This is a genomic window from Shewanella holmiensis (assembly GCF_025370255.1).
GTDB lineage: Bacteria > Pseudomonadota > Gammaproteobacteria > Enterobacterales > Shewanellaceae > Shewanella > Shewanella holmiensis.
This window is the reverse complement of sequence record NZ_JAMTCD010000010.1, coordinates 21,808-43,612: the sequence shown is the minus strand read 5'-3', so window position 1 is coordinate 43,612 and position 21,805 is coordinate 21,808. Positions and strand designations below refer to the sequence as shown.

Annotated in this window: 23 protein-coding genes; 10 read left to right on the top strand and 13 right to left on the bottom strand. The window is 42.0% G+C overall.

Going from position 1 to position 21,805, the window contains the following annotated elements:
• The first annotated feature begins 60 nt into the window (after window positions 1-60).
• Window positions 61-279 (top strand): HP1242/YdcH family protein, encoded by a 219-nt coding sequence (locus NE535_RS09595; RefSeq protein WP_188840113.1) that lies wholly within the window; start codon window positions 61-63, stop codon window positions 277-279.
• Between the two features lie 75 nt (window positions 280-354).
• Here NE535_RS09595 and NE535_RS09590 read toward each other — a convergent pair whose 3' ends face one another.
• Window positions 355-1,530 (bottom strand): type III PLP-dependent enzyme, encoded by a 1,176-nt coding sequence (locus NE535_RS09590; RefSeq protein WP_261298422.1) that lies wholly within the window; start codon window positions 1,528-1,530, stop codon window positions 355-357.
• Between the two features lie 281 nt (window positions 1,531-1,811).
• On the bottom strand, window positions 1,812-2,273 hold the full coding sequence (locus NE535_RS09585; RefSeq protein WP_261298421.1) for a hypothetical protein: 462 nt from the start codon (window positions 2,271-2,273) through the stop codon (window positions 1,812-1,814).
• A gap of 165 nt (window positions 2,274-2,438) precedes the next feature.
• Between NE535_RS09585 and NE535_RS09580 the strand changes: the two genes are divergently transcribed.
• From NE535_RS09580 to NE535_RS09570, 3 genes are all read left to right on the top strand, one after another.
• Window positions 2,439-3,272 (top strand): mechanosensitive ion channel family protein, encoded by an 834-nt coding sequence (locus tag NE535_RS09580; RefSeq protein WP_261298420.1) that lies wholly within the window; start codon window positions 2,439-2,441, stop codon window positions 3,270-3,272.
• A 162-nt stretch (window positions 3,273-3,434) separates the two neighbouring features.
• Window positions 3,435-3,857 carry a hypothetical protein gene (locus NE535_RS09575; protein ID WP_261298419.1) on the top strand — a complete coding sequence of 141 codons (423 nt, stop codon included), beginning with the start codon at window positions 3,435-3,437 and terminating at the stop codon, window positions 3,855-3,857.
• A complete protein-coding gene (locus NE535_RS09570) occupies window positions 3,854-4,054 on the top strand; it encodes a helix-turn-helix transcriptional regulator (protein WP_261298418.1) in 201 nt (66 codons plus the stop codon). Before NE535_RS09575 ends, NE535_RS09570 begins: the two co-directional genes overlap by 4 nt.
• Before the next feature lie 83 nt (window positions 4,055-4,137).
• Here NE535_RS09570 and NE535_RS09565 read toward each other — a convergent pair whose 3' ends face one another.
• Together NE535_RS09565 and NE535_RS09560 are read right to left on the bottom strand one after the other, a co-directional pair.
• A complete protein-coding gene (locus NE535_RS09565) occupies window positions 4,138-4,593 on the bottom strand; it encodes a GNAT family N-acetyltransferase (protein WP_261298417.1) in 456 nt (151 codons plus the stop codon).
• Window position 4,594: 1 nt separating this feature from the next.
• Complete coding sequence (locus NE535_RS09560; RefSeq protein WP_261298495.1) at window positions 4,595-5,476, bottom strand: radical SAM protein; 882 nt, start codon at window positions 5,474-5,476, stop codon at window positions 4,595-4,597.
• 190 nt (window positions 5,477-5,666) lie between these two features.
• Between NE535_RS09560 and NE535_RS09555 the strand changes: the two genes are divergently transcribed.
• Both NE535_RS09555 and NE535_RS09550 read left to right on the top strand, forming a co-directional pair.
• Window positions 5,667-5,921 carry a hypothetical protein gene (locus NE535_RS09555; RefSeq protein ID WP_261298416.1) on the top strand — a complete coding sequence of 85 codons (255 nt, stop codon included), beginning with the start codon at window positions 5,667-5,669 and terminating at the stop codon, window positions 5,919-5,921.
• A gap of 170 nt (window positions 5,922-6,091) precedes the next feature.
• Entirely contained in the window at window positions 6,092-6,352 is a 261-nt protein-coding gene (locus NE535_RS09550; RefSeq protein ID WP_261298415.1) for a hypothetical protein, read from the top strand.
• 53 nt (window positions 6,353-6,405) lie between these two features.
• On the opposite strand, the gene NE535_RS09545 is transcribed toward NE535_RS09550, so the two are convergent.
• Together NE535_RS09545 and NE535_RS09540 are read right to left on the bottom strand one after the other, a co-directional pair.
• Window positions 6,406-6,723 carry a putative quinol monooxygenase gene (locus NE535_RS09545; RefSeq protein ID WP_261298414.1) on the bottom strand — a complete coding sequence of 106 codons (318 nt, stop codon included), beginning with the start codon at window positions 6,721-6,723 and terminating at the stop codon, window positions 6,406-6,408.
• A 10-nt stretch (window positions 6,724-6,733) separates the two neighbouring features.
• Window positions 6,734-7,186, bottom strand: coding sequence for a GNAT family N-acetyltransferase (locus NE535_RS09540; protein WP_261298413.1), 453 nt, complete (start codon window positions 7,184-7,186; stop codon window positions 6,734-6,736).
• Window positions 7,187-7,448: 262 nt separating this feature from the next.
• Between NE535_RS09540 and NE535_RS09535 the strand changes: the two genes are divergently transcribed.
• Window positions 7,449-7,574 (top strand): hypothetical protein, encoded by a 126-nt coding sequence (locus NE535_RS09535; protein ID WP_261298412.1) that lies wholly within the window; start codon window positions 7,449-7,451, stop codon window positions 7,572-7,574.
• A gap of 334 nt (window positions 7,575-7,908) precedes the next feature.
• Here the strand turns inward: NE535_RS09535 and NE535_RS09530 are convergent, their stop codons facing one another.
• From NE535_RS09530 to zntR, 3 genes are all read right to left on the bottom strand, one after another.
• On the bottom strand, window positions 7,909-9,894 hold the full coding sequence (locus tag NE535_RS09530; RefSeq protein ID WP_342454510.1) for a multiheme c-type cytochrome: 1,986 nt from the start codon (window positions 9,892-9,894) through the stop codon (window positions 7,909-7,911).
• Window positions 9,895-10,273: 379 nt separating this feature from the next.
• Entirely contained in the window at window positions 10,274-11,731 is a 1,458-nt protein-coding gene (locus NE535_RS09525; RefSeq protein ID WP_261298411.1) for an SO_0444 family Cu/Zn efflux transporter, read from the bottom strand.
• Between the two features lie 74 nt (window positions 11,732-11,805).
• Window positions 11,806-12,267: a Zn(2+)-responsive transcriptional regulator gene (gene zntR / locus NE535_RS09520; RefSeq protein ID WP_261298410.1), complete on the bottom strand. Its 462-nt coding sequence runs from the start codon at window positions 12,265-12,267 to the stop codon at window positions 11,806-11,808.
• A 349-nt stretch (window positions 12,268-12,616) separates the two neighbouring features.
• Between zntR and purH the strand changes: the two genes are divergently transcribed.
• Together purH and purD are read left to right on the top strand one after the other, a co-directional pair.
• Window positions 12,617-14,206 carry a bifunctional phosphoribosylaminoimidazolecarboxamide formyltransferase/IMP cyclohydrolase gene (gene purH / locus NE535_RS09515; protein WP_261298409.1) on the top strand — a complete coding sequence of 530 codons (1,590 nt, stop codon included), beginning with the start codon at window positions 12,617-12,619 and terminating at the stop codon, window positions 14,204-14,206.
• Window positions 14,207-14,289: 83 nt separating this feature from the next.
• Entirely contained in the window at window positions 14,290-15,591 is a 1,302-nt protein-coding gene (gene purD, locus NE535_RS09510; RefSeq protein WP_261298408.1) for a phosphoribosylamine--glycine ligase, read from the top strand.
• 139 nt (window positions 15,592-15,730) lie between these two features.
• Here the strand turns inward: purD and NE535_RS09505 are convergent, their stop codons facing one another.
• On the bottom strand, window positions 15,731-16,756 hold the full coding sequence (locus NE535_RS09505) for a DUF2955 domain-containing protein (protein ID WP_261298407.1): 1,026 nt from the start codon (window positions 16,754-16,756) through the stop codon (window positions 15,731-15,733).
• Window positions 16,746-17,810, bottom strand: a complete 1,065-nt coding sequence (locus tag NE535_RS09500) for an HlyD family secretion protein (RefSeq protein ID WP_261298406.1) — start codon at window positions 17,808-17,810, stop codon at window positions 16,746-16,748. The genes NE535_RS09505 and NE535_RS09500 overlap by 11 nt, the downstream gene beginning before the upstream one ends.
• 496 nt (window positions 17,811-18,306) lie before the next feature.
• On the opposite strand from NE535_RS09500, the gene nhaC reads away from it, so the two are divergent.
• Window positions 18,307-19,782 carry a Na+/H+ antiporter NhaC gene (nhaC, locus tag NE535_RS09495; RefSeq protein WP_261298405.1) on the top strand — a complete coding sequence of 492 codons (1,476 nt, stop codon included), beginning with the start codon at window positions 18,307-18,309 and terminating at the stop codon, window positions 19,780-19,782.
• A gap of 41 nt (window positions 19,783-19,823) precedes the next feature.
• Here the strand turns inward: nhaC and NE535_RS09490 are convergent, their stop codons facing one another.
• Both NE535_RS09490 and NE535_RS09485 read right to left on the bottom strand, forming a co-directional pair.
• Window positions 19,824-21,185 (bottom strand): NAD(P)/FAD-dependent oxidoreductase, encoded by a 1,362-nt coding sequence (locus NE535_RS09490; RefSeq protein ID WP_261298404.1) that lies wholly within the window; start codon window positions 21,183-21,185, stop codon window positions 19,824-19,826.
• Complete coding sequence (locus NE535_RS09485) at window positions 21,185-21,736, bottom strand: GNAT family N-acetyltransferase (protein ID WP_261298403.1); 552 nt, start codon at window positions 21,734-21,736, stop codon at window positions 21,185-21,187. The genes NE535_RS09490 and NE535_RS09485 overlap by 1 nt, the downstream gene beginning before the upstream one ends.
• Window positions 21,737-21,805: the final 69 nt, after the last annotated feature.

The following is a 21,805-nucleotide window of genomic DNA, read 5'->3' as shown; positions in this document are numbered from 1 at the left end:
CCTAATTAGGCGTAGGTTTAAGCTAAGCAGTAAAATAAATCACCCTACAAGGAGTTAAGAATGTTCCCAGAGTACCGCGACTTAATCACTAAACTAAAAACCACTGATGCACATTTCACCCGTAAATTTGATGAGCATAATCAGTTAGATGAAGAAATTAAACAATTAGAGACCCACAGCAGCAGTGACACAACACCGGAAGTTAAAGTGCTGAAAGCGAAGAAGTTACATCTCAAAGAAGAGATTTTTGAAATACTCAAAAAACATGAAATGGCTTAAACATTTTTTAACGCCAACCGATAGAAAAATTAAAGGACGCCTAGGCGTCCTTTATTGTTTATCAATAACTGAGTGTTATAGGTAATAATCTTTAAGCGGCGGGAAACCGTTAAAGCATACTGCCGAATAGGTAGTAGTATATGCACCCGCAGTTAACCAGTACATACGGTCACCGATAGCTAAATCAACCGGTAAACCATAGCTGTAATGCTCATACATAATATCAGCACTGTCACAGGTTGGCCCTGCGATAACACATTTATCTAATTCGCCCGTACGGTCGGTATAGATAGGGAACTTAATCGCCTCGTCCATGGTTTCAATCAAACCAGAGAATTTACCCACATCGGTGAACACCCAACGCTCAAGTGCGGTATGTGATTTACGAGAAATCAACACCACTTCAGACACTAATACACCCGCATTTGATAACAACGAGCGACCTGGCTCTAAAATAATTTCTGGCAAATCGTCACCAAAATCTTCATGCAAAAAATGCTTAATTTGCTGTGCATAGGTTGCAAGCTCATTGGTTTTGTCTAGGTAATTAGCTGGAAAACCTCCACCTAAATTAATCATTTTTAGCACTATACCGTGCTCGTCACGTAGACGGTCAAAAATGCTTCTTACTTTACCAATTGCTGAGTCCCATGCGCCGATATCACGTTGCTGAGAACCAACATGGAAAGAAATACCATGCGGTTGTAAACCTAACTCTTTGGCTAATACTAGTAAATCGTATGCCATCTCGTTTTGACAACCAAACTTACGCGACAAAGGCCAATCAGCCGTATGTGTACCTTCAGTAAGAATACGTACATAGACCTTTGCACCTGGCGCTTCTTCAGCAATCATACGTAAATCGGCTTCAGAATCTGATGCGAACATACGCACGCCTTGCGCATAGAACGAACGCACATCGACACGCTTTTTAATGGTGTTACCGTAGCTTATTCTGTCAGGACTGACGCCAATTGAAGTCACCATATCTAATTCATAAATAGATGCAATGTCAAAGTTTGAACCTTTATCGCGCAACAAAGTTAATACTTCTTTTGCTGGATTGGCTTTCACTGCGTAATAGACGTTCGCAAATGGAAAACTTCTTACCATGTCATCGTATTGTTTCGCAATGATTTGAGTATCAATGACTACAAACGGTGTTGGTTTGTCTTTCGCAAATTCTTTTATACGTGCGAAAGTGTCTTTGTCATAATAATCAGCTACATCAATAGATTGAAATTGGCTCATTAGGCCAGTGCCTCCTCATAGTTGGGCAAACATAAATGGGGGTTTTTAATAACATCAAAAAAACACGCGCAGTAAACGCTATTTCAAGCGTCAACGCAACGAATTTTTATGCGATTTTGGTAATTTTTTATTCCCATAAACACAAGCATTTATTTCATACTGCCTATGGGGTTATTTGCACCACAACAGACATAATTAAAGTCAGCAGTTGAGCCATCTATTCAAACAAAAATCGGCCAAACCACAAATAATTAACCAAATTAAGTTTTTAAAAAGGCTGACTACCACTGTGATTTAAGGGTGTTGGCATCTTGAGCAAACTCAATTGATTGAATACTTAATTCGTTTAATTTAATGATTGTCGCTTGGCCTTTTTCTGCAGGAAAAGCTGCGGTAATTTCCCCTTCTCTATCCAGTCCTAATGTAAAGGGATAATCTTGCATTTTAGGCACGGCTATAAATCTCGCAATTAACGAGGGCATACCACTGATATCAGCCACATAAACTAAATTTGTTGGACGTTGATCATCAGGTGTATCAGCTAATGCCGCCTGAATGATCTCGCCGCCATCCATATCTCGACTAAAGAGTAAAACTTTCGTTTCTGGAGTCACATTTAATGGTTTTTCAAACTGGTCTTGTAAGCTGATTGGTGCCAGTACATCGCCCACTTTGATTGTTGGGGTTTCAGCAACTGCTACAGAGGTAAATATCAGGCTGATGATTAAGATTAAGTATTGCATTGGTTTCTCCAAATAGTGTTTTCAGCAAACTATCAACATAATATGAAACCTATCTGAAATGTGCGGCCTAAAGATGACTTTTTATAAAATGGATCAACTTGTTATGATAAGATTCACAAAAGTGCTTTATGCCTTACCGTATATTTTTTAAAGAAGGGATAGCAGATGGACCAGCCAAGTTTAGACCAAGAACTCGCCCAGCTTCAAAGTGCCTACAATCTGATTACCGAATTTTTAGTGCAATACAGTTTTCAGCTCATCGGTGCCTTACTAATATTTTTATTAGGGCTATGGGTTGCGAGTAAAGCGGCCAGTTTTGTCGCCAATCAATTTGAAAAACATAACGTTGATATCACCTTAAGCAATTTCACCTCAAACTTGGTGCGTATCATTATCATCATCATGGTAGCCGTGATCTGCTTAGGGAAACTTGGGATCAGTGTCACCCCTATGGTCGCCGCTATTGGCGCGGCTTCACTTGGGGCGGGGCTGGCATTGCAAGGGATGCTGTCAAACTATGCTGCTGGAGTCACCATTATAGTGACCCGCCCTTTTATCGTTGGCAATACTATTGAAGTGAAAGGCGTCAGTGGTGTGGTTGCGCAAATAAAGCTAGGGTTAACCATACTGACAAATGAAGAAGGCGAACAAATTAGCATTCCGAATAAACACATCATAGGTGAGATTTTACATAACTCATTTGAATATAAACTAGTAGAAACCTCTCTTAATATTGACTATCAGGCCGATCCTGCCGCTGTTATTGCCATTATTGAGCAAGCAATTATGCTGTCAGATAAGGTCAACCAAGAACAAAAGTCATTAGTGGGTATTAATGGTTTCAATAGCATAGGCATAGAAGTGGGTATTCGCTATTGGGTGCCGACAGCACACTATTTTCAAGCTAAATATGAAATTAATCAGTTTGTTATTTTAGCTTTAAAACAGGCCAATATTCATATTCCTTGCCCCGTAAGAGAAATTCAAATTCAGCATTAAGCCCTTTCTGAGGGCCGCTTAAAGCGGCCCTTTTTATCGCTTCAAAAAAGACTTACATACACGACAAAAAGTCATTAAAACTTGACACTGTTTCATTGTTAGCACATCTTTAAGTAAAGCTTACTTGACATAAAGACAAGCTAACTTAAAAAGGAGTGTAAAATGACATCACCAGAATCAATAAACACAGATTGGAAGCAACGTAATAATCTCAACACTAAGCGCTTAGCCAAATGGACTGCTGCTTGGGTTATCTCATTAGCACTCGCTACCTTTGGCGATAAATTTATCTGGCAACAAGATGAGTTAATCACAGCAATAGCCATTGGGGTAAACTTTATCATCGGGATCGTGATGATCATGGTCAATAAACAACATCTCATCGACTTAGATGAATTGCAGCAAAAAATACAACTCAACGCCATGGGATTAAGCTTAGGCATTGGATTAATTGTCGGTATTAGCTATTCAACCCTGGATACCACCGGACTGATCAGCAGTGATGCCGAGATATCTCATCTTATTATCGTTATGGGACTGACTTACATGATTGGCATTATTTTAGGCAACAGGAAGTATCAATGAAAAATCGCTTAAAGGTATTAAGGGCCGAGCGCGACTTAACCCAGGCACAATTAGCTGATTTATTAAATGTGTCTCGACAAACCATTAATGCGATAGAAAAAGGCAAGTTTGACCCCAGCTTACCTTTAGCATTTAAAGCTGCACGATTATTCGGGCTCAGTATTGAAGATATTTTTGAAGATGAAGTGGTTGAATAATCAAAAATGACGATGGCTTATATTTGTCAATTCGATAACCCAAAAGTGACTCTGAAACAACATGTTGAATAGCAATATCAGAGTCACAATATTTTGTGCATAAACATGCTGTTTGGGTCTATCCTGTAGTCGGCAAATTTGTCGCCTTCCTGAAAACCAAAACGGCTATAAAGTTGCCTTGCCGGCGCAAAGAAATCCATTGTGCCAGTTTCTAAACTTAATTTTTGATAACCGTTAGCCTTTGCAAACGCCAGCATATGTTGCAATAACTTGGCAGCAACTCCTTTTCGTCTATGGGTATTAGCCACTCGCATCGACTTTATCTCGGCATGGGTTTGAGATAATTGTTTAATTGCACCACAACCCGCTAATTGGTCATTATCCCAAACCGTCCAAAAAGTGATCTCGGGCTGACGCAATTTTGACAGGTCAAGCGCATGGACCGACTCTGGCGGTGAGGTTGCGTACATATCCTCTAAATGCTCATTCAGTAGCGCGGCTATTTCTGGGCCGAATAAATCATCAATGCGTATTTCCATGTTATAGGCCTCGTTGCCACTCTTGCCTTAATGGCACCATACCTTGTAATGCCTGAGTAACCTGAGCCAATAATTGGGGTTTATCTTTGCCTAAGACGCCTTTTAACACCAGATAGTTAGAGGCATGATCGGATCTAAATATGGTTTTATCCAGTTCAAGGTGGCTCAGTAGAGTTTGCATTTCAACTAATAATCCTTGCTGATTAGGTAGCTCAAACTTCCCATCAAATCCCGCATCCATTCGCGCAGTTCCTAGTGGCAATGTCACTACCAGGGTCGACAAATACTCCGGCTGAGCCTCGTTCATTAATTTGGCTGATGCTATAGCATGTTGTGTAGAGAGTTTAGTTCCACCTAAGCCCATTAAAATCATCACAGATGACTTTATACCTGCTTGCTTAATTTTTGTTAACGCTGCAAGCGAGGACTGGTAGCTTTCACCTTTTTGAATTCGAGTAAGCACTTCATCATCACCACTTTCACAGCCGATATACAATAAAGATAACCCCATTTGACGAAGCTCAGCTAACTGCTCAACAGTTTTGTTTTTTAAGTTGCGTGGCAAACAATAGCTACTGATCCGAGTCACTGAGGGTAAATGGGTATTGATTAACTCACAAATCGCTTTTAATCGCTTAAAGGGCAAACTCATTGCATCGCCATCGGCAAGAAATACCCGACTAATGGGGTAACCGGATGCCGCAGCAACAAGAATATCTTGTTCAATATTGTCGACTTTTTGGGCGCGAAATTGTTTTTGCGGTTGGGTATACATATCGCAAAAACTACAATTATTCCAACTGCATCCATTGGTAACCTGCAATATCAACGACTTCCACTCAGATGGAGGTCTAAAAACAGGTTCAATATATTTTAACAAGATCACATCCTTCTCTAACGAGTCAAATTACAATATTATCACTAAGTTGGCAGTGTAAATGACTGCCGTATCATAAAAAGTACTACCTTTGCTTCAGTTAGTTGTTATATTAACCGCAAAAACATTCCATTCACATGATGGACTGTTCAATAAAGACTCAACATTATCTTTATGTGAAATTAGAGGTATTAAGATGAATCAAACAGCACTAGATATCAGTGAGCGTCGCGGCAAGGCCATATCCAATTGTGATCATTGGGAGCTGGCTACAGCTGAACAAAAGTTAGCCTTATATGATTTGCATCGTTTCGGTTACCGCTTACTGTTTGTTAGACATAGCGTAAAAGGTCCTATGGCTGTTATTTGCCAACAAGATGATATTGCCATAATTTACCATGATGGTGAGGTTGATTTACGGCCTAAAATATCTTTGCGCCAGCCGCACTGAGTCATTGCCAATACTCTAAAAGTACGAATATAAAGGCTCGACTCATCTATTAGTGAGAATGTTGGTATTTCTCACAGTGCACATAAAAAACAATAAGATAAATTGAAATGGTGTGTTAGATTAAATGCTGAAATGGATTTCAAACATTAACACTCAATAGGTATATCAACATGGATGTCGCTTCCTATCAATTCCAAGAACAGCGCAAGCACTGCCTTTCCAATATCGAACACTGGGACAACGCCTCAGCAGAGCAAAAAATCACATTATACAAACTACACAATTATGGCTATCGATTGCTCTTTATACGTAACACCCCTGAGGGTCCTTTAGCGGTTATATCTCAAGATAATGAAATTGCCGTTATCGATACTGATGGCACGCTAAATTTACAACATCAAATAAAACTGCGACACTGCCCTGCTGATTAAATAATGATAAAAAAGAGTGCAATTGCACTCTTTTTATCTGAACGTTAAAAATGTTAAGCCATTACCTGATTAAACACTTCCACATGGTGCGATTCAACCAGTTCTGGCATCACGTTATGAAAATAATCTTGAATAGCCTCTTTAGCGCAATGTTTATCAAATGCAGCGCGATCAACAAACTTTTCAACAAACGCAACTTTATTATCGTCATCAGCACTGACATTCAGCTCATATCGAATACAGCCTGGCTCTTGACGAGTATCTGCAATTAAACTGACCAGTGCAGCCACTAATGCATCACGCTTACCTGCTTTGGCAACAAATTGCGCCACACAAACTAACTGGGTATTATTGATAACATAATTCGACATTACTACTTCCTTAACATTGATACATCATATCGATATGGGGGATCCCATCTTCTAAATACACCTTGGAATGATTGATAAAGCCAAGACGTTGATAAAATTTTTGCAGATGTTCTTGAGCGCCAATTTGTACGCCCGCTTGAGGCCAGTTGGCCAAAGCTTTTTTTAATGCTTGTTGCATTAGTGGCTCTGCTAAGCCTTGTCCACGGTGACTTGATGCCACAACCACCCGACCAATACTGGCTTGAGGATAACTTACCCCTGGAGGCAATACTCGACAATAAGCGACAAGATGACCATCTCGATCCTGGGCCAGCATGTGCATCGCTTGTGGATGACGATCTTTTTCATCAAGTTCCGGGTAAGGACAATTTTGCTCTACTACAAACACATCCACCCGTAGTTTGAGTATTTCATAGAGTTCATCACGTGTTAGTTGGTCAAACTTCAATGTACGCCAAATCACTACTGACTCCTTTTATCCTATTAATTCAAGCGCATTGTAGCACTTCTTCTCACGTCACTGTCTATCGGCATAACGTCTGTTTTTCTATGCCAATGTGATAGCACATATTAAGCTAACCCTAGACTAAAATATTCTATCTTTACCCTAGCTCAAATTTATTAAATTAGTGCTACGCTGCTTTTACGAACTGGGTAAAACGAAAACCCTCTTTCTGTTTAAATTATTTCGTAACCGTAAACCCTTACATTTTTGGGAGTGCAACATGAGTAAAGAACGTAATAATTCTAAAGAAGCCAAAAAACAGCCACAACTGTCGTTAAAAGAAAAACGTGCAGCTAAACAAGCTAAAAAGGCACCACAATCAAATATCGTCTCTAAAGCGAAATAAATTTCATTGCAAACGATATTGATAAGAAATACCGAGCCTAGCTCGGTATTTTTGTTTCTGCCTGCCGCACTTTATAACTGGGTCATCACTTTCATTCTGGCAGGTCGTTAATATCTTGATAATCTGCGATGATGCCCCAAGTCACTGCATTGAGATCTTAAATAAGATCAATAAAGTAAAAGTGACCTTATAAAACCTGCTTAATTAGACTGACTAAGCTAATCCCAATTGAAAATTAAACATAAAAAATGGGAGCTGATTAGGCTCCCATTTTATGTAGATTGTATATCTTAGTCTGCCTAAAGGGGCGCCAAAGATAGCTCAATCGCGGTAATTAACGTTCGAAGTTATGGAACTTCTCGATACCGAATGATTTACCTTCAGCATGACAAGTTGCACACGATTCACCCGTTGGTTGAGTAAACCAAGTGCCATCGTTGCCACTACCTTTCTCTGCACTAATCTCGCCACCATTTTGTTCCATATGGTTTAAGGCTTGTGCATCGTTATGACAAGCAAAACAGTTCGCCGTAATTGGGCTGGCCATTTTAGTTTGATCGCCATTGTTAAATGCTTTGGCTCGAATGTATTGATTAGGAATTGCATTTAAATCAACACCTTCAGCATGACACGATACACAATTGTCCGCATTTAAACTATCAGCTGAGTTAGCAATGTTATTACCATCCTCATCTTTTTTAGCACCTGAAAGTGCATTACCAATCCCCCAGTGCATACTGTGTACCATAGGGCCAAAGCCTGGTGCAGAGTTTTTAGCACTTCTGTCCTGACCATTGTTATGACAGGCTACACAGTCGACACCACCATCGTTATAAGCACCATTTTTATGGTAATTAGTTTCGCTGTTATGACAGGTTGTACAACTATCGTTGGTTACCGCAAGACGACGCTCATATGGCACTTCTTCACTGCTACTTTGGTTGATTGCATCTGAGTATGCAGTAAATGATAACGACTCTTTACCGTCATTATCTGTCCAACCATCATAGCTTAGCGAAATTCGTGCTGAAGCCATAATATCCGCAGCATCAAAACCTGCTGATGGCGATGGGAAACAATGCGTCCGCGTACCATCGGCATTATCGGTTTTAACTTCATCACTGCCATGGCCAGCAAAACGGCCAACGAGTGAGTTATTGAAGTAACCATGCAAATAAGCACCGGCATACACAATCGGAGTATCTGGATGATGACTGGTTAAATCATGGCTATAGTTATCACCAATATGCACAGGTGTTTTGGTCTCTCCATCAAGCTTAAATAACGCCATTGTGGTACACCAAACACCGTTTTCATCTTTAAACGGAACCGATGTTTCTGCAGAGTAACCGTTGCGCATTGCTTTTAAATTCGCTAAACCACTTTTCTTCGCATGGAAATCTCGTGCATCAAAATTAGTACTGGTTGCACTCATTACACGTTCAAACTTAGCGCCTTCAACACTATGACAGTCAGCACAGCCATTACCGGCAAGATTGGTATTCATCACAGGCTCGGCGTGACAGGTATAACAATTTACAGGAGTAAAATCTTTTTCAAATTTCTGGTGATTGATGTGACCCAACTTCTGCATGGTATTTTTAGCATAACCACCAGTATTTAACGATGAACCATCTTCAGCGATATCGCGCGGCACATTGTTATGACACACCATACAGCCACCAACGAAGTCGACTTCACCTTCGGTATTTAATGCAACATATCCACTGTGGCGAATATCTGAAGTGGCATAATCAACATGACATGAATAACAGGTTTCTGTGGTTGTGGTGTGAGTCATCTCAGGTTTATCGATGATGATATAAGGTGATTTAGCAATGTCACCCCCACCAACTTGTAAACGGATCAAACCTTGGGTATCAGCTTGTACTGCTGCCATAGGCGCAACAAATTGATAATTGCCATTATCTAACATTTCCAAAGAAACGCCTTCTGTTGGCTTATCACCGCCAGCTGTGGCATTGCCACCCACACTTCCATCACGGCTGCGCTGAATACCTTGTTCAGTCATAGCAGCAAGGTAAACAGAGGCATCTTTTAATCCAGCAATGGCTACGCCATCTTCGTTAGTAATCGCAAATTCAATGGTCAGTTTACCTTCTTCAACCATGTGGTTAATCATTTCTACATTGGTCACTGTAGACGTTTCCACAACAGGAGGTGTTGGTCCTGGACCTGGTTGTCCGGGTTCGCCAGGCTCTCCTGGTGCACCATCATTACCATCACTACCACATGCAGTAACCCCAATTGCTGTTGCTATAAGCAGTGCTATTTTGCACATATTTATATTTTTCATCATTCGCTCCAATATTATTATTATTAATACTACTTATTAGGTACAACCCGTATAGATAATAGACAGCATTAGTTGCCAGCAACGAGAGCAAAGTCACATAAAGTTTAGTGAGTCGAATTCAAATAATGGTTTTAAGATAAAAATCAGATATAGGTCTTGTTTTTAACAAACTAATATAACAAAAGCTAAATCAGTAAAGATTCAACCTTATAAAAAACATAAATATACACGATGATACAAGTGGGTGACCTTTGTTATAAATTGTTCGTCTTGATAAAAATACTGTCAATTTAATCGGAATATCTGACACTTTTAAGCAATAAAAAAGGCCTTAATGGCCTTTAATATGACGAACGTAAAATTTTATCATTGTCTATTCAAACTATGAGCAACAACTGGCATCTTTGCTTTTTTTCGGCAGTTTATCCCACAGGACTTTTGCCATAAGAACAGCAAGTACAATTCCCGATATCGCAACCACGCTTTGAGGCAAAAGTTCATGATCTGGGCCAATTTGTGGGATAACTTCAAATCCGAAGGTAGCAACGAGGTAGTTCACCAACATCCCTGAAATCAACGCCACCCCAAGCACGCCTCCCAAATAGCCCACTAGCGCACGCCTTCCTAACTCTTTGCTTACCACTCCTAAAGTGGCAATATTAGTTGCAGGACCTGCCATCATAAACACCAACACAGCCCCTGGAGACACACCAGCAAGCAATAATCCGGCTGCAATTGGCGTGGAGGCAGTAGCGCAGATATACATAGGCACAGACACTAACACCATCACTAGCATCGCCAGAATGCCATCACCCCATTTAGCTAAGAAGTCACCAGGCACATAAGTTTGCACTAAAGCAGCAAAGAATAAACCGACCAACAACCATAGGGTTGTATCACGGACTAAATCAGTAGCGGCATAGTGCAAACCAGAACCAACCCTGCTTAAAATTGAGTTTTGCTTTAACGTTGTGGCCATATCATCGCTTGAGGCACAGCAACTTTCAGAGGAATCAGTCGCATTAAGCGTGACATTTGCTTGATTAGGCGATTGACTGCTACAGCAACTGGCTTTTGCCGATACTGCAGCATCAGTTTTAACCGGTGAAAATATGTGTTCTGAAGTCGTTGCGGTTTTACTGCAACAGCCCGATTTTTCTGGTGTTTTTTCGGCAGGAGTAGAACCACAACACGCTTTTTCCTGTGCCACATTCACCACAGGTTTATCTGTTACTGGCTTAAACGATTCAGCGTTCAGCGACTTGCCTTCCACCAAAGCAGGCTTAATCAACGAGCGAGTAGTATCGACAGGCTTAAAGTTCATCGTGGTTATCGCTTTAGGTTTAGCTGGCTGACTGGCACAACAGCTGCTGGTGTTTTCTGCTGCTACAACCGCTAGTTTATCTGCCGCCGGATGGCTTACTTGAACCTCTGCTTTGTCATGTTCGTCATCTCGTCCAACTAATAAGCCTGCGACAACAGCGCTGGTTATCGCCGCAATGGGGCGCACGATCGCCATAAAGGGACCCAGTAACACATAAGAGACGGTCACTGAATCTACACCCGTTTCAGGGGTTGACACTAAAAAGGAGGTTGTTGCCGCTTTTGATGCACCAGATCTGCGTAACCCTACCGCCGCAGGAATAACACCACAAGAACATAACGGTAACGGCGCACCTAATACCGCGGCTTTTAGTACAGTTTTAAACCCATGACCACCTAATTGCTTTTGCATCCATTCCATCGGTACAAATACTTTTAACAGGCCTGCCAAAACAAGCCCCAATAACAACCAGGGCGCGGACTCTAAAAACAAATGAATAAAGTTTTCAATTAACATAATAAAGTCTCCAACGACTTATTTTTTACAAGCCGTTTAGGGCTAGAACACAGATTAACTGGCAAGGCATCGCGTTACTTAACAGCATGATGATGGCCTTTATGTGAGGTCTCATTTTTGGCACTCAATTGTTTATCTTCAGACTCAAGCGCTTCTAAAATACTGCAATGTTCAGCACTATCGGGGCCGCCACAGCAGGCGTTAGATAAACTTTGCAATGAGTTAGCAAACTGGGTTAACTCGGCAATTTTAGCAGTAACCTGCTCAAGTTTATTATCGACCATGCCTTTAACGTCAGCACAAGCCCAGTTGGCTTTATCCAGTTCGATAGATAACAGCTCAGATATTTCATTTAAGGTGAAGCCAACGGCTTTAGCCCGTAAAATAAAGCGTAGCCTTGATGCATCATCTTTTGTATACAGACGATAGCCAGATCCAGATCGGCTAGAGGGTGCTAACAAACCATGCTTTTCATAAAAACGTAAAGTATCAGCCTTGATATCGCATTGACTTGCTAACTCGCCGATTCGGTACATAACCATCCCGTTTTGGATAAGTAAATCACTTGAATATAAGCCTAGTATAAACCTTGGAGTTTAATCTAAGGTCAAGGGTTTTAATGCGTTTTATTTTATGACGCGTTGTTCGGATTTCAATATTGTGAAATCACGCAGAAAAAACACTCAAGCTCTATGGTTTACGGTAAAATACGCGCGCTTTAACAGCACTCATAATAATCACAAAAAACAGCTGCACATTTTGTTCAAATAATGAACCCGAGGAACTTTGGCAAAACAGATTCACTTTTGGTGTTAAACAACAGCAAAGCATTCGAATCTGATTTGCGAAAGATCCTTGAAATTAAATAGTGGACCCTGTACCTACATGAATACTGTCAGACCAATTCGTCGCGCGCTACTAAGCGTTTCAGATAAAACTGGAATCCTTGAATTTGCACAAGCTTTGCATGCTCAAGGTGTTGAACTGTTATCTACCGGAGGCACTGCTAAGTTGCTGGCCGATAACAATATCCCTGTCATGGAAGTTTCTGATTACACAGGTCACCCTGAGATCATGGATGGTCGTGTCAAAACATTGCACCCTAAAATACACGGTGGCATTTTAGCCCGTCGTGGAATTGATGAGTTAGTGATGGAACAAAACGCCATCAAACCTATCGATTTAGTCGCGGTGAATTTATACCCATTTGCGGCAACCGTTGCTAAAGAAGGTTGCACATTAGCTGACGCTGTTGAAAACATCGATATCGGTGGCCCAACAATGGTGCGCTCTACGGCTAAAAACCACAAAGACACGACTATCGTGGTTAACGCTAAAGATTACGCTCGCGTGATTGCTGAAATGCAAGCTAACAATGGTAGCACTACGCTTGAAACCCGTTTTGACCTAGCCATAGCCGCATTTGAACACACTGCTGCATATGATGGCATGATCGCCAATTACTTCGGTACTATGGTTCCTGCGCATAGTAAAGATGAGTGTCACGAAGATTCAAGCTTCCCACGTACATTCAATACTCAGCTGATTAAAAAGCAAGATTTACGTTACGGCGAAAACAGCCATCAAAAAGCGGCGTTTTATGTTGATGCCCATATTGATGAAGCCTCAGTTGCCAGTGCGACTCAGCTTCAAGGTAAAGCATTGTCTTACAACAACATCGCCGATACCGATGCGGCACTTGAGTGCGTAAAAGAGTTTGAAGGCCCTGCCTGTGTCATTGTTAAGCATGCTAACCCTTGTGGTGTCGCATTAGGTACTAGCTTATTAGAAGCATATGATCGCGCCTTTAAAACTGACCCAACATCGGCATTTGGTGGAATCATTGCCTTTAACCAAGAGTTAGATGCAGATACTGCTAAAGCGATAGTAGACCGTCAATTTGTTGAAGTGATTATCGCGCCAAAAATTAGCCAAGCTGCCCGTGATATTGTTGCCACTAAAGCTAACGTGCGTTTATTAGAGTGCGGTGAGTGGAACACTAGAACCACGACTCAAGATTACAAGCGTGTTAATGGTGGCTTGCTGGTTCAAGATCGCGATCAAGGCATGGTCAATGTGGAAGACGTCAAAGTGGTATCAAAACGTCAACCAACAGCAAAAGAGTTAACCGATTTAATGTTCTGCTGGAAAGTGGCTAAGTTTGTTAAATCAAATGCGATTGTTTACGCCAAAGATGGCATGACCATAGGTGTAGGCGCGGGTCAAATGAGCCGCGTGTACTCAGCCAAAGTTGCTGGCATTAAAGCGGCTGACGAAGGCTTAGTGGTTGAAGGTTCTGTTATGGCATCGGATGCTTTTTTCCCGTTCCGTGACGGTATCGATGCCGCAGCAGCAGCTGGCATTAGCTGTATTATTCAGCCAGGCGGTTCAATCCGTGATGAAGAAATCATCGCCGCAGCTGATGAACACGGGATTGCTATGGTGTTCACCGGAATGCGTCACTTCCGTCACTAATTACCGTTAGAATAGAGCAGCCATCTTTGGCTGCTTTTTTCGTTTAAGCACAGAATTATTTTTATTATTTGAGGAATGAATTAATGAGAGTCCTTGTTATTGGTGGCGGCGGACGCGAGCACGCGTTAGCTTGGAAAGCAGCTCAATCAGCACAAGTTGAAACTGTATTTGTTGCTCCAGGTAATGCGGGCACATCACTAGAGCCAAAATTAGAAAACGTTGCAATTAACGTTGAAGAGATCAGCGCATTAGTTGAGTTTGCTCAAACAAACAAAATTGAACTCACCATTGTTGGCCCAGAAGTGCCTTTATCATTAGGTGTTGTTGATGCTTTTAACGCTGCGGGTTTACCTATTTTTGGTCCAACCCAAGGCGCTGCTCAACTTGAGTCTTCAAAAGCGTTCACCAAAGACTTTTTAGCGCGTCACAATATTCCAACAGCTGATTACGCTAACTTCACTGAAATAGCCCCTGCCAAAACTTACGCGGCACAGTTAACCGCTAAAACGGGTTTTCCTGTTGTTATTAAAGCCGATGGTTTAGCCGCTGGTAAAGGGGTCATTATTGCTGCAAACCAAGCTGAAGCCGATGCCGCCATCGAAGACATGCTAGCCGGCAACAAGTTTGGTGATGCCGGTTCACGCGTGGTTATCGAAGAGTTTTTAAAAGGCGAAGAAGCCAGCTTTATCGTTATGGTAGATGGCAAAAACATCTTGGCCATGGCCACCAGCCAAGACCACAAAGCCCGTGATAACGGTGATTATGGTCCAAACACTGGCGGTATGGGGGCATACTCACCCGCTCCTGTTGTGACCCAAGCCGTTCACGACTGGACTATTGCTAATGTAATTCGCCCTACGGTAGATGGTATGGCCGCTGAAGGTAACGTTTACACTGGCTTTTTATACGCTGGTTTGATGATTTCACCTGATGGCAGTGCAAAGGTGCTTGAGTACAATTGCCGTTTTGGTGATCCTGAAACCCAACCGATTATGATGCGCCTGCAATCTGACATCGTTGAGCTATGTTTAGCCGCCACCCGTGGTGAGTTAGATACAGTTACTGCCGAATTTGATGCACGTCCTGCTGTTGGGGTGGTATTGGCAGCTGGCGGTTATCCTGATGCTTACCGTAAGCATGATGTTATTGATGGTTTATCTCTTGGCGATAGCAATGCCAAAGTATTCCATGCTGGCACAGAAATGAAAGACGGTCATGTGGTCACAAATGGCGGTCGAGTGTTATGTGCGACGGCATTAGGTCACACAGTAACCGAAGCACAAAAAGCGGCTTACGCTTTAGTCGATGCTATCCATTGGGATGATGTCTACTTCCGTACCGATATTGCCTACCGTGCGATTGCACGTGAGCAAGGTAAAGCTTAAACCACTAGGCATTCATTAAGGGGTTAGCCATTTGGTCATCAACCCCGTTGACTCATAAAAAATCCCTGTGATAGTGATATCACAGGGATTTTTTTAAGCTCGCAGTGTGGAGGCTATAACACTATTATCGTAGCACCTATCACTTATCAGCCTGAGGCGTAGGTGGTTCTTTGACAAGCGGCACAGCGACATGTTTGGTTAAATTTAATATCAATGCACCCACTAAAATGGCGATAGCAATTGATAGCAAGCGTAAAAACTCTGCCGACAAAGAAGCCGTACCTTGATGCTTGATTACTTGGTAAGTCAGCACCACAAAATTAGTAAACATTAACTGATATATGCTGGAGCGACATTGACTACGAATGGCATAACAGGCTAGTTGAAAAGCGCAAAAAACCGTCACACCAATTAACATCCATGTCGACACACCAAACATAAACAAAAACATCACTGGCAATGTAAAACAAATACCTAGCACTGTGGTGATAATTTTATTTTGGCTATAAGTGCGATGATCATCAGCAATCGGGATCATAATCATGCTGCTAATGGTTATGGTGATCAGCATCGTTTGCGTACTGCCTATACCCATTAACACCACCATAACCAAGCACATGGCTGTTGCTTTGAACATGATCAGGCCAATATTGGTTTGTGCGCCCTCTTTACTCGTTTCGTCCATTAAAATATCTTTTTGATCACCAGGGAAAAGTAAGAAACTGATATAGGTAACCACAATGGCAATAACAAAGTCTTTAAACATCAACCAGGGTAGGACATCTATCTGAGCGCCCATTTGAAAATTCATCACGGTCATAATAATAACCACTATGAGTGTCAAAGTGGCAATGATATCTTTAGGATCATTATGACTGCGGTAATAACTCCAAAAAAATAATGACCAACAAAACAAGGCGTATCCGGTGGGCGTGTCTTGTAATACCTCGCCAATAAATACCAAGACAAAACTCACAAACAACAATACCAACAGTAATTTTAACAACAAATTTAACGGGGGCTTGGATGGCATCAAGGTTAAAAAGATAACCGTAAATATCGGTGCCAAAATGGCCATCGAAGCCCCACTGTGTTGTAAATAAAACAACAAAAGGACTGGAAAAACAGCCAGTCGTATTATCGGATTAGCAGCGCTACGAAACATAAGTCCATATACTCACAACACGTATCCAAAGTTTTGCTAATAATTCACCAAAGCTGCTTTGCTCGGTAAAAAATGCCACGGTTGCCTGTGAGCCATATCGAATGTTTTTTGGTACATCTTCATTCTCAAACACGATATTGACAGGATAACGCTGTGCTTTCATTGACTGCGTATCAGCGGTTAAAAACCCCGTGTTTTGGTCAATATTATTACTGCCTCCGGTTCCCCAACCTATGCTATCAACTCTGGCATGAAGCACACGACCAGGTAGCGCATCGAGTACCACTTCAACTGACTGGCCTACGCGAATGTGTTCCAGCGAGTTTTCTCTCACTAATGCTGAAATCCATACACCTCGAGGATCGATAAACGTTAAGATAGGCGTGCCAACGCTGGCTTTTTGCCCCACGGTTAACTGTAAATTGGTTACGATCCCTTTTGAAGGGGCGAGCACTTCTGTGCGCTGTAAGTCTAACTGTGCTTTTTCAAGGTTGGCCATAGCAGCAAGAAGTTGTGGGTTATTCTCACCTTCTGGACCTAAGTTTTGTTTTGCCTGTACTAAAGAGGCTTCAGCAGCTTCATAACTGGCTTGAGTTCTATCACGCGACTCGATTGCGTTATCTAAATCGGCTTTACTTAATACACCCTGGCCGGCCAACTCCATCACCCGCACATACTGTTCTTTTGCATTGTTACGCGCGGCAATGGCATCAACCACTTTCGCCTGCGCTACCGCAACTGCAGCAGTATTCGCACCAATGCCTTGACCTGCAATCGTTAAATTAGCCTGTGCTGACTGTAATGCAATTTCATAGTTTCGCGGATCGATTTTAAATAGCACACTCCCCGCTTCAACCACCTGATTATTTTTTACATTCACCTCAACCACGTTGCCGGTGACCTCACTGGCAACACGAACAAGGTAAGAGTGTACTCTTGCCTCAGCTGTCATTGGTGTAACGCGATCAGCCCATAGGCTATATAACCAAATAAATAGGATAACGCCGATGATATAAAAACTAAGTTTGCGAGATGATTTTTCCGCGGCCGACATGTCACTACTCTCTTATTGTATTGATGAAGATGATTCTAACAAAAATCATACTAAGTGAAAGAAATGAATGTTAAATACCTGGTTTTCAACAAGCCTATTTAAGCTCAATGACAAAAATATCGAATATTCCCAACAGAATATTCATAAAACGTCGATGTTTTATATAAAAAATAATTCAGCTCAAGCAATATGGCTTGCATACTTAGGCAGCAAATTCTCACTATTCAGCATAAATACCAACTTTACTGAAAACTTTAATCAATACCAGTACCAACACTTCACTTTGATTTAACGCCAAACCGCTTCAACATTGGTTTTAGGCTCGACTTTGCTGCGTGACCTGTGTCACGATAAAGCCAGGTAACAAGTTAGTAACAAGCTAACGCGGCTAGTGTAAAACAGCTTATAACTCCCCCGAATGAGTTTATAAACCCACATAACACATCACTACCTGTTGACTATAAATATAATAATAAATTATCAAAGGGATCTACTTATGCCAGACTCTCAGCACAAGCAACCTAGTTTGCTTGACGCACTTATTCCTGTGTTTGCTCTTATCATTATGCTTGCCGCTGCGGTATACCTTTTCTCATCTGATAGTTCATCTGGTGCAAACCAAATTGCGTTAGTGTTAGCAGCCTGTATTGCCATGGTCATTGGCTATAAAAATGGTTACAGCTGGAATCAAATGGAGCGCGGTATTATAAAAAGTATCGGCGTTGCAACTGGGGCACTATTGATTCTGTTTAGCGTTGGCTCACTTATCGGCACCTGGATTCTAGCGGGAACCGTGCCAACCATGATTTATTACGGCATGCAGATACTCAATCCGCAATATTTTTACAGTGCATGTTGTGTATTGTGTGCAGTAGTGGCTTTAAGTATTGGTAGCTCTTGGACAGTCGCGGGAACCTTAGGCATTGCACTTATTGGTATATCATCGGCTATGGGGTTGGATGTTAATATCACCGCGGGTGCGATTATCAGCGGCGCCTACTTTGGTGACAAAATGTCGCCGATGTCTGATACCACTAACTTAGCCCCTGCCGTTGCCGGAACTGATATTTTCAGCCATATTAAGCACATGACTTGGACTACTGTCCCCAGCATTACTATTGCGCTTATTGGCTTTACTTTTTTAGGATTAACCGCAGAAGCCACTCCTGTAGAAAATCAATTAGCTGATAGTTTAGCCTTGCTTGAGCGTACCTTTGATCCCGGCATTCACTTGCTGTTTCCGTTGCTTGTGGTTTTGTATCTTGCCAATCGAAAAATGCCTGCGTTTCCAACGGTAATTTTAGGCACCTTGGCCGGTGCCGTTTGTGCGGCTATTTTTCAATACGATAACGTACTGGCTTACGTGCACGATGATGCTATAACGCCATTGCTAGCCTTAGTGAAAGGGATCTGGATTGCCATGTTTGATGGCTATGTGGCCAACACTGGAGATGAAGTTCTAGATAACTTATTAAGCCGTGGCGGCATGAGCAGCATGGTAACGACTGTGTGGTTAATTCTGTGCGCGATGGCATTTGGCGGTGTGATGGAAGTAACCGGATTGTTAGGGCGTATTTTACAAAGTATTTTAACCTTAGTAACAGGCACCTCTAGTTTGATCATCACCACTTTGGGAGTGTGCATTGGCGCTAATGTGATCACTGCCGACCAGTATATTGCGATTGTATTGCCAGGTCGCATGCTAAAAATGGAATACACCAACAGAAAACTTGCCGCCGTTAATTTAAGCCGTGCCCTTGAAGATTCTGCCACTGTTACCAGCCCACTTGTGCCATGGAATACCTGCGGTGCTTTTATGGCCAGCACATTGGGCGTAGCAACCGTGGCGTATTTGCCCTATGCATTCTTTAACTTAGTTTGCCCATTTGTGAGTGCTTCTTATGCCTACTTCAACTTCAAAATTGAACCATTGGATGAAAGCCAAATACATGACGGCAGTGTAGTCGGTTAACCCCCATGAACTTTACCGATACAATTAGATAATAAACCGCTTTAACCAAAGCGGTCTTTCATCCAGCCATAATGATAATAACCCCATTGACCTAGCCGCTTCACTTGTCCAAAAGGCAGTATGCTTGAAGGGTGCGAAGGCAAAGGTTGACGATATAAAGGTAAATTAGGCTGAGGTACACCTGCCATACTTTGGGCCAATCGATAAGCTGCCTGACTGCTAAAAGATACGCCGGCACCACAATAGCCTAAGCTGTAACCCACGCCATTTTGTGAAAACACATGCGGCATATCGTCAAACGATGCCGCGATCCAGCCAGTCCAGTTGTAGGCGATGACTTTGTGTTTTAATGCCGGAAAGCACTTATCCAAGGCCATTTTTAGCCTTTGTCCATACACAGGGTTAGCACTGTCTTTGCCCCATACCGCACCGCGGCCACCAAACAACAAGCGGTTATCAGGCAATAAGCGGTAGTAATATTTTAATATGCGGGTATCCATGGTGACTTGCGAAGTATAAATGCCCGCTTGCTGTAATTCATCGGCGGTAAGTGGCTCAGTCACAATGACATTACTGAGTATAGGCAAATATTTGTTATCGATAATTGGCGAGAATTTTTTTGGCGTATAAGCATTACCGGCACAAATCACCTTATTAGCAGTAAGCTCACCGGACTCGGTTATTAAGCGATGTTTTCCGCCCTCTTGCTGCCATTCAAGCACGCAAGATTGCTCTGATATCGACACTTTAACTTGCTGTACCATCTGCTTATAACCCAGTAATAATTTTAATGGGTTAATCCCAAAACCATCATTTAACCTTAATGCACCAAAAGCTTGCTGATGGTTCATGTATTGGTCACAAAAAGTGTTACGGTCGATAAACTCAGCCCCATCACCAAAGTGTTGCTGAATGAACCCCGCGGCGGCTTGCAATTGTGCTAGCGCTTTTGGGTTATGGGCTACTTTTAAGTAACCGGTGTCCTGCACATCACAGCTAATTTGATGCTGTTTAATTAATCCCGATACGCGCGCAACCGCCTCGGTAAACTCAGCATAAATACCTTTGGCAGTATCAATATCCCAACGCTGTGCCATAGCGCTATAACCTAGACGCCCTGAACCTTTAAGTACAAACCCTGCATTACGAGCACTGGCACCAAAACCAACCTGATTGGCTTCAAGCACGTGGCAATCAATATTAAATTCAGTCGCAAGATAATACGCGGTTAATAATCCCGTATAGCCGCCACCAATAATAGCCACATCGGTTTGCTGAGTGCCTTTTAGTGCTGCATTGGGTTTTGGCAATTTAATGGTACTCGCCCAATAACTAGTGGGTTGTGGCTGACCCTTAGGCGTCTTATTAACTAGCGGATCATAAGGTTTCATATTGTTTTTCATCAAAACACCAATAACATTTCACAGGCGACACAGAGACAATCAACGCCACATAGCACGCAGATATAATCCTCTCCCACATGCCGTTGATGCCATCGTTGAGGATGCTGCTTAATTAATTGCCCACCGGCTTTGGTAAAATAGCGTACCGCGGCATTATTGGGGCTTTGTTGCCATAAATGACTCACGCCAGCTTTAGCACCTTGTGCAATAACCGCTTCTTTAGAGGCTTGTAAAAGTTGTCCGCCTAACCCTTTACCTCGGCCATGTTCAGCAATGGTATTTGACTTAAAGTAACACACATCATCAAAGTTAACGCCCCACAACGCTACAGTACACCATTGATCCTGTTGCCATTTACCTGCGGCATAGGTTAATCGAAAACCCAGTAATTCATCGTTTTCAATGGCAACAAAGTTGGCATTAATACCATTCTTTATGCCTTTATGATAAATGGCTGTCAGTTCATCCATATCCATATAGCCCTGACCGTGTACTTGTTCACCTAATAGTAATACCGCTTTAAAATCATTTTGTTGTAATGTTCTTATCATGTTTTTATTCTTTTTTTGATACTAAGAAAATTAACCTTGAAAGATCAACTGCCCCTAAGTTTTAGGCTA